The sequence below is a fragment of the Clostridium sp. ZS2-4 genome, assembly GCF_026719745.1.
Classification (GTDB): Bacteria; Bacillota; Clostridia; order Clostridiales; family Clostridiaceae; genus Clostridium_H.
The window spans coordinates 1-13,254 of record NZ_JAPPRQ010000117.1; the positions used below are offsets into that span (position 1 = coordinate 1).

Annotated in this window: 16 protein-coding genes; 13 read left to right on the plus strand and 3 right to left on the minus strand. The window is 30.8% G+C overall.

Annotated features, from left to right (window positions below; genetic code table 11):
- The 11 genes from OIO11_RS12940 to moaC all read left to right on the plus strand — a co-directional run.
- On the plus strand, nucleotides 1–464 hold a 464-nt coding region (locus OIO11_RS12940), incomplete at its 5' end, for an ornithine carbamoyltransferase (protein WP_442781205.1).
- Nucleotides 465–979: 515 nt separating this feature from the next.
- Nucleotides 980–1,969 (plus strand): carbamate kinase, encoded by a 990-nt coding sequence (arcC, locus tag OIO11_RS12945; RefSeq protein WP_268071867.1) that lies wholly within the window; start codon nucleotides 980–982, stop codon nucleotides 1,967–1,969.
- Between the two features lie 132 nt (nucleotides 1,970–2,101).
- Complete coding sequence (locus OIO11_RS12950; RefSeq protein ID WP_268071868.1) at nucleotides 2,102–3,037, plus strand: DMT family transporter; 936 nt, start codon at nucleotides 2,102–2,104, stop codon at nucleotides 3,035–3,037.
- A gap of 210 nt (nucleotides 3,038–3,247) precedes the next feature.
- Complete coding sequence (locus tag OIO11_RS12955; RefSeq protein ID WP_268071869.1) at nucleotides 3,248–4,267, plus strand: molybdopterin-binding protein; 1,020 nt, start codon at nucleotides 3,248–3,250, stop codon at nucleotides 4,265–4,267.
- A gap of 55 nt (nucleotides 4,268–4,322) precedes the next feature.
- Nucleotides 4,323–5,138, plus strand: coding sequence for a molybdate ABC transporter substrate-binding protein (modA, locus tag OIO11_RS12960; protein ID WP_268071870.1), 816 nt, complete (start codon nucleotides 4,323–4,325; stop codon nucleotides 5,136–5,138).
- Between the two features lie 21 nt (nucleotides 5,139–5,159).
- Nucleotides 5,160–5,960, plus strand: coding sequence for an ABC transporter permease (locus OIO11_RS12965; protein WP_268071871.1), 801 nt, complete (start codon nucleotides 5,160–5,162; stop codon nucleotides 5,958–5,960).
- A 36-nt stretch (nucleotides 5,961–5,996) separates the two neighbouring features.
- Nucleotides 5,997–6,770, plus strand: coding sequence for an ATP-binding cassette domain-containing protein (locus OIO11_RS12970; protein ID WP_268071872.1), 774 nt, complete (start codon nucleotides 5,997–5,999; stop codon nucleotides 6,768–6,770).
- Between the two features lie 54 nt (nucleotides 6,771–6,824).
- The gene (locus OIO11_RS12975; RefSeq protein ID WP_268071873.1) at nucleotides 6,825–7,559 is read left to right on the plus strand and encodes a Rossmann-like domain-containing protein; all 735 of its coding nucleotides are present in this window, start codon (nucleotides 6,825–6,827) and stop codon (nucleotides 7,557–7,559) included.
- 28 nt (nucleotides 7,560–7,587) lie between these two features.
- The gene (locus OIO11_RS12980; protein ID WP_268071874.1) at nucleotides 7,588–8,076 is read left to right on the plus strand and encodes a MogA/MoaB family molybdenum cofactor biosynthesis protein; all 489 of its coding nucleotides are present in this window, start codon (nucleotides 7,588–7,590) and stop codon (nucleotides 8,074–8,076) included.
- Between the two features lie 50 nt (nucleotides 8,077–8,126).
- Nucleotides 8,127–9,092, plus strand: a complete 966-nt coding sequence (moaA, locus tag OIO11_RS12985) for a GTP 3',8-cyclase MoaA (RefSeq protein ID WP_268071875.1) — start codon at nucleotides 8,127–8,129, stop codon at nucleotides 9,090–9,092.
- Between the two features lie 7 nt (nucleotides 9,093–9,099).
- Nucleotides 9,100–9,582, plus strand: coding sequence for a cyclic pyranopterin monophosphate synthase MoaC (moaC, locus tag OIO11_RS12990; RefSeq protein ID WP_268071876.1), 483 nt, complete (start codon nucleotides 9,100–9,102; stop codon nucleotides 9,580–9,582).
- 96 nt (nucleotides 9,583–9,678) lie between these two features.
- On the opposite strand, the gene OIO11_RS12995 is transcribed toward moaC, so the two are convergent.
- From OIO11_RS12995 to OIO11_RS13005, 3 genes are all read right to left on the minus strand, one after another.
- Nucleotides 9,679–10,698: a PTS transporter subunit IIC gene (locus OIO11_RS12995; protein WP_268071877.1), complete on the minus strand. Its 1,020-nt coding sequence runs from the start codon at nucleotides 10,696–10,698 to the stop codon at nucleotides 9,679–9,681.
- Nucleotides 10,699–10,895: 197 nt separating this feature from the next.
- Nucleotides 10,896–12,092, minus strand: a complete 1,197-nt coding sequence (locus OIO11_RS13000) for a pyridoxal phosphate-dependent aminotransferase (protein ID WP_268071878.1) — start codon at nucleotides 12,090–12,092, stop codon at nucleotides 10,896–10,898.
- 174 nt (nucleotides 12,093–12,266) lie between these two features.
- Entirely contained in the window at nucleotides 12,267–12,416 is a 150-nt protein-coding gene (locus tag OIO11_RS13005; RefSeq protein ID WP_268071879.1) for a hypothetical protein, read from the minus strand.
- Between the two features lie 346 nt (nucleotides 12,417–12,762).
- Here OIO11_RS13005 and tnpA point away from each other — a divergent pair, with 346 nt between their 5' ends.
- Both tnpA and OIO11_RS17280 read left to right on the plus strand, forming a co-directional pair.
- Nucleotides 12,763–13,161 carry an IS200/IS605 family transposase gene (tnpA, locus tag OIO11_RS13010; protein ID WP_268071880.1) on the plus strand — a complete coding sequence of 133 codons (399 nt, stop codon included), beginning with the start codon at nucleotides 12,763–12,765 and terminating at the stop codon, nucleotides 13,159–13,161.
- 14 nt (nucleotides 13,162–13,175) lie between these two features.
- Nucleotides 13,176–13,254: helix-turn-helix domain-containing protein (locus OIO11_RS17280; RefSeq protein WP_442781302.1), on the plus strand; the 79-nt coding region annotated here is incomplete at its 3' end.

A 13,254-nucleotide genomic window follows, 5' to 3' on the forward strand; every position in this document is an offset into this window, starting at 1 on the left:
AACCAATATCAGTACCATTAACTCAAGCATTATTATTCCCAAGATTCGGAATGGATGTAACATTGGCATATCCAGAAGGATATGATCTACCAGATTGGGTAATCGAAAAAGCTAAGAAAAATGCATTGGAAAATGATGGAACATTCACAATAACTCACAATATGGAAGAAGCATACAGAAATGCAGATGTAGTAATTCCTAAGAACTGGGGAAGCTGGGTTAATAACCAAAGTGATGCAGTAGTAGATGATTTATTGGAATCATATAAAGGATGGAAGTGTACAGAAGAAATGATGGCACTTACAAATCCAGGATCAATCTACATGCATGCACTTCCAGCAGACAGAAACAACGAAGTTGAAGATTCAGTAATAGATGGACCTCATTCAGTAGTTTATGATGAAGCAGAAAACAGAATCCACACAGCAAAAGCTGTTATGGTTCTTACTATGGGGGGAAAATAAGAATAATGTTGCAAAGCAACATTATTCTAGTGGCCAGTCGCCAATCCCCAGTCACCAGGAAATGTTGATTTTCTTCCTAGTGTCAGAAAATCTTTGAATTTAAAATATCTTTTTCACGCTTTATGTGGTTCCAAGGGCGTTAAGATTAAATAAAACTTTTGAAAAAATTTGACACCCTTTCGGGTAAAAGAGTTTTATTTAACATTTTTTTCAATAAAGGCATTTAGCCTTAGATCAATTAATATTTCGCTTGAGCTATAGCTTTCAGAGCTTATCAGCTCTTTACTTGAATAGATAATACCAAAATTTCACTAGCTTTTACTATTTAATTGAAAGGTTTTCTGACCTAAGGAAGAAAATTCTCTTTCACTGGGGACTGGTTACTGGCGACTGGGGACTAAAAGAATGTTGCGTCGCAATTTTCGCATATTATGATGTGAAAGCTTTACAAAGTATATTAAATAAAAAGTTTGAACATACATAAATTTTTATAATTATAATGGGGGGAATATTTAATGAAAATAGTTTTAGCATTAGGTGGAAATGCACTTCAAGCAAATCCTAAGGATGCATCTGCAAAAAGTCAATTAATGACTTGTAAAGAAACAGCTAAATCTATAGTTGATTTAATACAAGAAGGACATACAGTTTCAGTTGTACATGGAAATGGACCACAAGTTGGACAAATATTAAGCTCTATAGAAGGAGGACATAAATTTAATCACGAAGTAAATAAAATTATGCCTTTTGATGTTTGTGGAGCTTATTCACAAGGATATATAGGATATCATCTACAAAATTCTATAGAAGTAGAATTAAGAAAAAGAAATATGAAAAAGTCTGTAGGTACAGTTGTAACACAGGTGCTAGTTGATAAAAATGACTCTGGTTTTCAAAATCCGACTAAGCCAATAGGATCCTTTTATTCTGAGGAAGAAGCAAAAAAGCTTACAGAAGAAAATGGATATGTTATGAAAGAAGATGCAGGTCGTGGATATAGAAGAGTTGTAGCATCACCAAAACCATTGGATATAGTTGAAAAGGATACCATTAAAGCTATGCTAAGTGCTGGAATAGTAACGATATCTTGCGGCGGTGGTGGGGTGCCGGTAATAGATGAAGATGGTGAAATTAAAGGTGTACCAGCAGTTATAGATAAAGATTTTGCAGCAGAAAAATTAGCAGAAATAATTGATGCAGATATGCTTTTAGTATTGACAGCAGTAAATAGAGTGTGTGTAAACTTCAATAAACCTAATCAAAAAGAATTAGCAGAAATTAATTTAGAAGAAGTAGACAGATATATAGAAGAAGGACAATTTGCACCAGGAAGTATGCTTCCAAAAGTAGAAGCAGCTAAAAAGTTTGTTCAATTTGGAAAAGATAAAATTGCTCTTATAGCTTCACTTGAAAATGCTAAGGATGCTATAAAAGGATTAACTGGCACAAGAATAGTAAATGTTCAAGAAGCTTCAAAAGAAATAGCATCATCAATAGAAGAATAACACAGTAGGTTAAAAAGAGAAAATAATAGTATTTTAAAAATAACTGTTGAATTTCAACAGTTGTTTTTGTATTAAATTTTAAACCATAGTAAAAATTATGATGTATATGTGAAAGATAATAGAGGTGAGTTTATGAAAAAAATAAAGATTACATATGTTGATTTGGTATTATTATTTGTTGCACTGTTATGGGGCGTGAACCCAGTTGTGGTTAAAGTAGGAATGAAGTATATACCACCTCTGCCGTTTAATACAATGAGAATGTTAATTGCAAGTATATTTTGTTGGGTTATTCTATATATGTCTAGAACATATAAAAAGATGGATAAAAATGATATAAAGAAAATATTTTGTTTAGGTTTCTTTGGATATTTCATGTATCAAGTAGGCTTTATCATAGGAATTAATAATACTACAGCAGGCAATACCTCACTAATAGTTGGAATGCTGCCTATAAGTGTAGCTTTGATAAATAGAATTTTTAAGATTGAACAGATTACACTTAAAATGTTTTTGGGAATTATTGTATCGTTTATAGGCGTTGTTTTAATTATCATAGGTTCAGGAAGTGAATTTAGAATTTCATATACAGACATAAAGGGAGGAATATTTCTAATAATTGGGCAACTTGCATTAGGATATTATACAGTATTTTCAAAACCAATGTTAAGAAAATATTCAAATATTCAAGTAACAGCGTGCTTTATATCAATAGCTGCTCTTTTATTTCTCATTATAAATTTTAAAAGTATAATAAATGTCAGTTGGAATACAGTACCTACGGTGGGATGGATGAGTAACATTTTTTCAGGGGGAATTTCTATGTGTATAGGTAATGTGTTGTGGATATGGGGAGTTAATCAGGTAGGGAGTGTTAGAACATCTTTATACAATAATATGGCACCTGTATTCACAATAATTGTAGGATATATATTTATTGGAGAATCTTTTGGAGTAATAAAGGGGATAGGGGTATTAACAATATTTATAGGTATGTATCTTACAAAAAATAATAGGAAAGCTTATAAAATAAAGTTTAAAGAAAGTAATATTTACGGTATGAAGTAAAGTTGATAATTTGTTACAAAAATTTACATATAATCCATATAATTTAATGAAAAAAGTTGATGAATTCACAAAAATAGGTTATAATACAATTAAATTGTAATAGTATATACAATGAATTCAGGATTATATGGGTTAATTATTTTAAATTGTATAAAATTATAAAATTTTTATAGTTTTAAGAAAATTAGCATTGGACGAGGTGATGGTGAAGTGAAAAAAATTAGAGTAGAGGATGCAGTTGGAACAGTATTAGTACATGATTTAACTAGAATTGTACCAGGTGAATGTAAAGGACCAGCTTTTAGAAAAGGATACATCATTAAAGAAGAGGATGTAGAGTTATTAAAAAGTATGGGGAAAAATCATATCAATGTCATAGAGTTAGCAGAAAATAAAGTTCATGAGAATGAAGCTGCTGAAAGAATTGCAAATGCGGCAGCTGGTGAAGGGATTAATCTACAAGGTCCAGTAGAGGGGAAAATACAGTTAAAGGCTAAAAAAAGAGGAGTACTTAAGATAAACTTAGAGGCTTTAACTGAGATTAATGATATAGGTTCACTAACTTTAGCAACACTTCATAATAACACATTAGTTGAAGAAAATCAGGCGGTTGCGGCAACAAGAGCAATACCTTTAGTGATAGAAAATGAAAAAATTGAAAAAGTAGAAGAGATATGCAAAAATATGGGACAAGTTGTTAGCATAAAAGAAATCAAACCTTTAAGTGTTGGGATTATTATAACAGGATCAGAAGTATATGAGGGAAGAATAAAAGATAAGTTTGCTCCAGTTTTAAAAGAAAAAATCAAGTATTACGGATGCAAACTTATGAATATACTTTATGCTCCAGATGATAGAGAAAAAATAGAAGAAGGAATAAAACAACTTGTAGAAGAAGGAGCAGAAGTAGTTTTAGCAACAGGTGGTATGTCAGTAGATGCAGATGATGTAACACCAATTGCCATAAAAAATGTTGCTGATGAAGTGGTATCATATGGATCACCTGCATTGCCAGGAAATATGCTGATGCTTGCATATCATGAAAATACTGCTATATTTGGAATACCAGGAGCAGGAATGTATTTTAAAACCACATCTTTTGATTTAGTTTTCCCAAGGGTGTTAGCAGGTGAGAAACTAACAAAGAAAGATATAACATCTTTAGCTCATGGAGGACTATGCTTAATGTGCAAAAAGTGTATATACCCAGCGTGTCCTTTTGGAAAGTAAACGATTAAATAATACAAAAATCATGTATTGATAATTAGAAAGAAGGCGTATTTAAATGTCTAGATTAAAAAAATATTTCATTGTTTTATTAGCAGTAATTTTAGGGGCTATTTCTTTAGCAGGATGTAGTAATCAAAAGCAAGTAAGTAAACAGGCTGATACAAAAAAAGTTGAATCTTCTAAAAAAGAAAAACAAACATTACTTGTTTATTGTGGTGCTGCATTAAGAAAGCCTATGGATGAAATAGGAAAAATATTTCAGCAAAAATATGGAGTTGAAATTAAATATACATATGGTGCCTGTGCACAAAATTTGAATCAGATTCAAATTAGTAAAGAAGGAGATGTGTATATTCCAGGATCACTTTACTATTATAAGGTTGTAAAAGAAAAAAAATTATCTGATTATAAAAAGGATGTAGCTTATCATGTACCAGTTATAGCAGTTCCTAAAGAAAATTCTAAAAATATAAGTAGTATAGAAGATTTAGCAAAATCAGAAGTTAAGGTAATATTAGGAGATAAATCAACAGCAGTAGGAAAAGTTTCAAATAAAATATTAGAAAAAAATAAGTTATCTGATAAGGTTATGAAAAATGTAACTGCCACAACAGCTACAGCAAATGAAATTGTAGTGGATTTAAAAATGAAGCAGGGAGATGCTGCAATTTTATGGGAAGAGAATACTGTTGGTGCAAAGGATATAAAAGCTATTCAAATTGCAAAAGATAAAAATATAATAAATACTATACCTGCATGTGTTCTTAATAGTTCAAAAGATAAAGAGGCAGCTAAGAAATTTGTTGAGTTTATTGTATCTAGCGAAGGAAAGGATATTTTCAAGAAGTATAAATTTAAAACTATAGAATAAAAGACGAGAGGATTGTTAAACATGAGAGGAAAACTGAATAATTCTTACAATATTATATTTGTAGGAATTATTTCTGTACTTACAGCTTTTTTATTAGGATTAATAATTTTAGCTATCTCTATGGTTTTAATAAAAGGTTTACCAAATTTAAAGACAAGCTTTCAAAGCCCAGAAATAAAATTTGCATTAAAATTAAGTATATATACTTCAGTAATTTCAACCTTATTATGTATAGTGTTCGCGGTTCCAATAGCTTATGGTTTAGTTAGATTTAATTTTTGGGGGAAGAAAATAGTAAATACTATAATAGATATACCTATGGCTCTTCCGCCAAATGTTGCTGGCATTGCTTTACTTATACTTTTTGGTAATACTGCATTTGGGCAATATATTGAAGAGCTGGGTTTTAAATTTATATTTACAACAAAAGGTATAATACTTGCTCAGTTTTTTATAAACGTTCCTTATATGATAAGAATTTTAAAGTCTACAATAGCAGACATTGATCCAAGAATGGAGTTTATAGCCAGAACATTAGGCTGCTCTAGAGCACAATCTTTTTTAAAAGTGACGCTGCCGCTGGCGCAAAATGGATTGGCAGCCAGTATAGTTATAACATGGGCAAGAGCTTTGGGGGCATTTGGGGCTGTTTTGATGATTGCAGGAGCTACTAGAATGAAAACGGAAACGCTTCCAGTATCCTTATATTTAAACTTATCTTGTGGAGATTTAGAAGCAGCATTATCTGTTGCAACTATACTTATAATAATTTCCGTGTTATCACTAGTTATTTTTGAACTTCTAGGGAATGAAAGGGTATGATGAATCTTTTTCAATGAGGATACAAGGAGGAATAAGATGTTAAAGATTGAGCACCTATATAAAAAATTAGGAAATTTTCAGCTTAAAGATATACACCTTGAAATATCACAAGGAGAATACTTTGTGATTTTAGGTCCTACTGGAACTGGTAAAAGTGTCATTCTAGAAACTATAGCTGGATTATATAAAGCTGACGAAGGACATTTTTATTTTCAGGGGAAAGATTTAAACAGTGAGTATCCGGAAAATAGAGAAGTGGGTTTTGTATATCAAGATTATCTTTTGTTTCCTCACTTATCTGTTAAAGAAAATATAATTTTTGGATTAAAGCAAAAAAAAAATTTTCAAAAGCAAATTCAACAAAAACTAGATGATATAGTTTCAATGTTTAAAATAGAACATCTACTAAATAGGCGTCCAACTACTCTTAGTGGAGGAGAACAGCAGAGAGTTGCTATGGCTAGGGCACTTATTACATCACCTAAAATACTATTAATGGATGAACCTTTAAGTGCATTAGACCCTTCAACAAAGAATGAGTTCATTAGTATATTAAAAAAAATACATGAAAATAAACAAAACACAGTGATACATGTTACACATGATTTTAATGTGGCTTTGTATTTAGCTGATAGAATAGCTATAATGAATGATGGAACTATAGTTCAGGTAGGTACACCAGAAGAGATATTTAAAAAGCCAAATTCTATTTTTGTTGCTAACTTTATAGGTATGAAAGATATTTTGAAAAATAGAATAGATAACAGTAAAATTGAATGTTATTATGGAGATGCATCTCTTTCAAAGTAGATATTAAAGAACTTAAAGATTGGGCAGCATATGTGTTTTAAAGGGAGGGACATTATGAATAAATGTAATTTTTATGAAAATTTATTAGGTAAATTTAGAAAAATTGTAGAAGAAAATGGACTTTTAAATGAAAAAATAAGTATTAAGGGAAGAACACTTAATACTGAAGAAGCAATAGGAAATCCTTCAAGAAAAGATTATCCTATTATAAAAGGAAAAGAAAAGTTAATGCAGGCTGAATTTAGAGGAAAAAAAGGACAAGCATTTACAGATATGCCTGGAGAGTTCTCAGGCACAATTGAAGAGATAATAAACAGACCAATAAAAACAAATTTTGATAGAGCGGTTTTAGTATCAACATTGAATGCGGTTTGTAAATATTTAAATATAACAGATAGAAGTATACACTGCAAGGATGAAGAACCAGAAGAGTGTGCTGAAAAGCTGGTACAACATATAAAGGAAAAGTATGAGTCTCCTAAAATAGCGCTTATAGGTCTTCAGCCAGCTATGCTTCAAAGACTTTCTGAAAATTTTGATGTTAGGGTTGTTGATTTGGATAAGGAAAAAATAGGTGAAATAAAATTCGGGGTTGAAGTAGAGAATGCCGAAGAAAAAACAGAGGATTTATTAAATTGGTGTGAACTTATTGTAGCCACAGGGAGTACTTGTGCCAATGATACCATTACAAAGTTTTTAACTGAAAAGCCAGTTATATTCTTTGGAACAACTATAGCAGGGTCAGCTGCGTTGATGAATTTAAATAGATTTTGTCCATTCAGTAAATAATAAATTAGCAGATTAGTGGGGGAAATATATGATAAAGACAGCTATTTTAACAATTAGTGATAAAGGATCAAGAGGCGAAAGAGTAGACGGTACGGGTACAGCATTAAAAAAATTGCTGGAAGAAGAAGGCTATAAAATTGAATACTATAATGTTATTCCAGATGAAGTAAATAAAATTGTAGAAGAAATCATAAAAGCAAGTGATGAGTTAAAGGTTGATTTAATTCTAACTAATGGAGGAACAGGATTTTCAAAAAGAGATGTTACTCCGGAAGCGACACTTAAGGTAATTCATAAACAAGTACCAGGAATACCGGAAGCAATGAGAATGAAATCTTTACAAATTACGCCCAAAGCTATGTTATCAAGATCAATAGCTGGAATAAGAAATGAAACTCTCATTATAAATTTACCAGGAAGCCCCAAAGGAGCAGTGGAAAATCTTCAGGTAGTTATGCCTGCCCTTGAGCATGGTATTGATATATTAAGAGGTGAAGCTTCTGAATGTGCAAGATAGTTTTTTATAAAAAGGGTTGTATGACTATTTTATGATAGGGGAGCTTAATTATGATAGATAACTATGGAAGAAAAATTGAATATCTAAGAATTTCTTTGACTGATAAATGTAATCTGAGATGTGTTTACTGTATGCCTGAGAATGACAAGGATATAGAAAAAAAATACTGCAGCAAAACAATGAATAATAAAGAAATAATTAAGGTTATAAAGGCTGGAGCAGCTTTAGGAATAAAAAAAATAAGGTATACTGGTGGAGAACCTCTTATAGTTAAAGGAATAGATGAACTTATTTATAATACAGCACAAATACCAGGTATTAAGGATATAGCTATAACAACTAATGGTATACTTCTTGATGATGTAATTCACGATCTTAAAAAGGCAGGACTTAAAAGAGTAAACATAAGTCTTGATACATTAAAGGAAGATAAGTTTAAAAAGATAACAAGAGGTGGAGAATTAAAAAAAGTATTATATGCTATTGAGAAATGTTTGAGTCTAGGGATAACTCCACTAAAGATAAATACAGTGCTTTTAAAAGGAATCAATGATGATGAAATAGAAGATTTTATAAATCTTACAAGGGAACTTCCAGTAGATATTAGATTTATTGAACTTATGCCTATAGGAGAAGGAATTAAATTTTATGAGAAAGCAGCAATGACTTCAGAGGAAGTATTGGAAAGATTTCCGAACCTTCTTCCTATTAAAGGTACAGATATTAGCACAGCAGAGTTATATAAGGTAAAAGAGGCTAAAGGAAAAGTTGGTTTTATAAGTCCTCTAAGCTGCAAGTTCTGCAAGGATTGCAATAAAATAAGACTTACTTCAGAAGGAATGATAAAACCTTGTTTACATTCACAAGAAGAAGTAGATATTAAAGAATATTTAAATAATGAAGTTCTTCTTATTTCAAGGTTAAAGAAAGCTATATTGAGTAAACCAGAAGAACATAAAATTGAAGTTAACAAAAGAAGTGAAACTAAAAGAATGATGTTTCAAATAGGGGGGTAGTATTTACATGGAAGAAAAAGAACTTACGCACATAAATGAACAGGGAAGAGCTAAAATGGTTGATGTAAGTGATAAAGATAAAACTAAAAGAGTAGGGGTGGCTTCAGGAAGCATATATATGAAAAAAGAAACCTTGGAAAGAGTTAAAGAAGGAAACATAAAAAAAGGAGATGTTCTTTCAGTTGCCCAGGTAGGAGGCATAATGGGAGCTAAAAATACTCCTAATATAATTCCAATGTGTCATTCTATAATGCTTTCAGGGTGTGATATCAGTTTTGAGTTTGATGAAGATAACTGTAAAATAGATATTATTGCAGAAGCAAAAACTACTGGACAAACTGGTGTGGAAATGGAAGCACTTACTGCTGTTTCAGTAGCAGCGTTAACTATATATGATATGTGTAAAGCTATAGATAGGGAAATGACAATTTCGGATATAAAGCTTCTTAAGAAAACTGGGGGAAAATCAGGAGAATTTATAAGAAAATAAGTTGAAAATTATTTATTGATTATCTTCTCAATAAGTGTAGAAATAAAAGGCAAGTAGTTATTTGTAACTAATGCCTTTTATTCTTTTGGCTTAACTTTATAAATCTAATTTCATATCTCCATATTTAATCCAACCTTTTTTTCGCATAAATTCTGAAATTATGAGAGAAATAAGTGCTGGAGCGATAAATTGAAGTAATGTAATTTTAAAAATCACAAGACTGTTTGAAGCTGTGCCTTGCATAGCAGTAAAGCTTCCAAGTGGTCCTACTAAACCACTTGTGCCCATTCCAGCTCCAATGGATATGTTTTCCATTTTAAATGTAGTACTAGCTAATGGGCCTAGAATAGCACCAGTCAGAGTTGGTGGAATTAATATCAATGGATTCTTAAAAATGTTAGAAACTTGAAGCATAGAAGTTCCTATGCCTTGAGAGACTAATCCAGATAACTTATTTTCTCTATAGCTTGATACGGCAAAACCTATCATCTGTGCACAGCATCCTACTGTTGCAGCTCCAGCTGCAAGCCCAGTCATATTTAATGATATTGCAATGGCAGCACTACTTATTGGAGCTGTCAGGGTTATTCCCATAAGAGTTGAAACAGCTATTCCCATAGGGATAGGATGAAGGGTTGTAGCTGTATTTATTAAACTTCCCATATTTGTCATGAATGAAGAAATATATGAACCTACAAACTTACCAGCCAAACTTCCTGCAATTATTGTTGTGGAAGGAACTAAAATAATATCTATTTTGGTTTTTCCAGAGACGGATTCTCCTATTTCAGCCCCGAATATTGAAGCTATATATGCCCCAACAGGTCCTCCAAGAGTATAACCAAAGGCACCTGTTGCAGCGGAAGAAAATATAGTAAGCTGTGAACATTTAAGACCGTAGGCTATGGCTACACCTATTGCGGAGCCTACTACTGGAGATTTTGCGGAAACAATATCTGCAAATTCTTTAATAAAAGCAAGTCCAGGTATTTTAGATATCTGAGACAGAATAAGTCCTATTATTAATGAAGAAAACAAGCCTAAAGCCATAGCACTTAGTGCATCTAAAATGTAACGATTGAAGCCTTTTTTAACGATGTTTTTAAACCTTTGCATTTTAAATTCCTCTCTTGTTTTTAGTTTTTATATATTTATGTTATGTAAAAAAAATTTATTGATTCTACTATAGTAATACTATTTTAACTTCTAAAATCGATTTAGTAAAATAAATATTTAGGTTATTATTTCAAAATAAAAACCAATGAAGATTTTAAAATATAAAGTAAAATCTCCATTGGTTTTTGTTTTGAAATTTATTTTTCAAGAGAGTTATAATCTTTAATTGCATGAGTTAATACAATCATTGCATTTTCAATGTCATCTACACTTGTGCAAAATGAAAATCTTGCTTCACTTTTTCCGCAATCTTTTGTTGCATAAAATCCTGAGGCAGGAGCAATCATTACTGTTTTACCTTCATAACTGTAATCTGTCAAAAGCCATTCAGCAAATTTTTCAGAATTGTCTACTGGTAATTTAGCTAGTATATAAAAGGCTCCAGAAGGTTTATTACATACAACTCCAGGAATTCTAGTCAAGTATTCATACATTAAATTTCTTCTAGATTTATATTTTGCTCTTACATCTTCAATATAGCTGCCTAATGTATTTATTAAATTAGCAGCTGCATATTGTTCAATGGTAGATACACAAAGTCGTGATTGACATAGTTTAAGCATCTGATTCATCAAAACTTTATTCTTAGATGCAACCAAACCAATTCTAGCACCACAAGCACTATAGTGTTTAGATATGCTATCTACTAAAATTACTCTATCAAGTATATCCTCCATATACATAGCAGACGTATATGAAATATCATCATACACGAATTGTCTGTATACTTCGTCTGAAATAATATATAAATCATATTCCTTTGCAATATCAGCCAACATTTTTAATTCATCATAAGTATAGATGGTTCCTGTTGGATTTACTGGATTGGAAAATAAAATACATTTTGTTTTATCTGTTATTTTACTTATTATTTCTTCTTTTGGTGGAAGGTGAAATCCATCTTCTATTTTAGTTAAAAATGGAACTATTTTAGCATTGGCAACTTTAGCAAAGCTATTGTAGTTTGAATAAAAAGGTTCTGGAACTAACACTTCATCACCAGGATCGCATATAGTCATCAATGAAAATAAAATAGCTTCGCTACCGCCTTGAGTTATTAATATGTCATCTTTGGCTAAATCTATATTCCAGTTCTTATATGATTCTATGAAACTGTCAATTAGGATAGGAATGCCTTGAGAATCTGAATATTTTACTATTTTTTCATTATAGTTAGTTAGTCCCTCAAAGAATGAATCAGGCGTAACTACATTTGGTTGTCCGATATTTAGACTATACACCTTCAAACCTCTTTCTTTAGCTTCATTAGCTAAAGGAACAAGTTTACGTATAGGTGAAAAATTCATATTTAATACTCTATTGGATATTTTCATAATATGTGCCCCCAAAATTAAACTGTATGATAACAAGTATACTTTAAAATTTATATTTATTCAACCATTCACGGTAGATATAATTAATTCATATTAATATTGTACCTTTATTTTAAAGAATAAAAAAGAACCACTACAATTCTGATTTGAATTAATAGTGGTTATTATAGATATTTAAACACAATCAACTGCCTGTCTGATTTGCTCCAGTCCTTTTTTTTCTATGGCACCTATTAACAAAAGACGTTCTGCCAGCTCTTTTACTTCCTTTTTATTAATCTCATTTATATTTAGTGTTAAATTCATATGGATTATATTATTCATTTATAAAACCTCCCTAATAAATTTATTAACATTATTTACATATATGTGAAAAATATACTAAGTTTTAAAAGATATCATATAATTTTTTATAAGATACTAGGCAATAGGGTGGCGTTTAAGGGGAAATATGGTTATAAAATAAAAAACAATTTGTAACTATATTTTAAATATTTATACGTAATATAAAGAAAATGGAAAAGTAGCTTTGATTTTTATTTTTAACGTAACTAGCAGAAGTCTCCCATCCTCTATAGGTGGGAGATGAATGCGTAAACACAACTTGATTCTATTATTTTTTTTGTGCTAAAATATAATCAGTATCAAATGGTAGAAATGAGTGGTAATGATGAAATTAGATACAAATAATCATTCAGTATTCCTATTGCATTATCATCTCGTATTAGTTATAAAATACAGAAGAGAAGTAATAAATAAGGATATAAGCAATAGGCTAAAAGAAATATTTGAGAAAATAAGTCCAAATTACAATATAACTATTGAAGAGTGGGAATATGACAAAAATCATGTTCATGTATTATTCAAAGCACACCCCAATAGTGGGTTATCAAAATTCATAAATGCTTATAAAAGTGCTAGCAGTAGACTTATAAAAAAAGAGTTTCCTCAAATAAAAAAGAAGTTATGGAAAGAATGTTTTTGGTCAAGAAGTTACTGCTTACTTACAACAGGTGGTTCGCCCATAGAAGTAATAAAGAAATATATTCAGAGTCAAGGTAAAAAGTAAAGGTGGTGAAAGTAGTGAAAATCAATAAAGCATACAAATTCAGGATATATCCAAATGAAAATCAGAGAGAAATTATTGAAAAGTCTTTCGGGT

Bases quoted from the DNA above. Each gene is read 5' to 3' on its own strand.
- arcC (WP_268071867.1), top strand. From the start codon at position 980: ATGAAAATAGTTTTAGCATTAGGTGGAAATGCACTTCAAGCAAATCCT.
- OIO11_RS12950 (WP_268071868.1), top strand. From the start codon at position 2,102: ATGAAAAAAATAAAGATTACATATGTTGATTTGGTATTATTATTTGTT.
- modA (WP_268071870.1), top strand. From the start codon at position 4,323: ATGTCTAGATTAAAAAAATATTTCATTGTTTTATTAGCAGTAATTTTA.
- OIO11_RS12965 (WP_268071871.1), top strand. From the start codon at position 5,160: ATGAGAGGAAAACTGAATAATTCTTACAATATTATATTTGTAGGAATT.
- OIO11_RS12970 (WP_268071872.1), top strand. From the start codon at position 5,997: ATGTTAAAGATTGAGCACCTATATAAAAAATTAGGAAATTTTCAGCTT.
- OIO11_RS12975 (WP_268071873.1), top strand. From the start codon at position 6,825: ATGAATAAATGTAATTTTTATGAAAATTTATTAGGTAAATTTAGAAAA.
- OIO11_RS12980 (WP_268071874.1), top strand. From the start codon at position 7,588: ATGATAAAGACAGCTATTTTAACAATTAGTGATAAAGGATCAAGAGGC.
- moaA (WP_268071875.1), top strand. From the start codon at position 8,127: ATGATAGATAACTATGGAAGAAAAATTGAATATCTAAGAATTTCTTTG.
- moaC (WP_268071876.1), top strand. From the start codon at position 9,100: ATGGAAGAAAAAGAACTTACGCACATAAATGAACAGGGAAGAGCTAAA.
- OIO11_RS12995 (WP_268071877.1), bottom strand. From the start codon at position 10,698: ATGCAAAGGTTTAAAAACATCGTTAAAAAAGGCTTCAATCGTTACATT.
- OIO11_RS13000 (WP_268071878.1), bottom strand. From the start codon at position 12,092: ATGAAAATATCCAATAGAGTATTAAATATGAATTTTTCACCTATACGT.
- OIO11_RS13005 (WP_268071879.1), bottom strand. From the start codon at position 12,416: ATGAATAATATAATCCATATGAATTTAACACTAAATATAAATGAGATT.
- tnpA (WP_268071880.1), top strand. From the start codon at position 12,763: ATGAAATTAGATACAAATAATCATTCAGTATTCCTATTGCATTATCAT.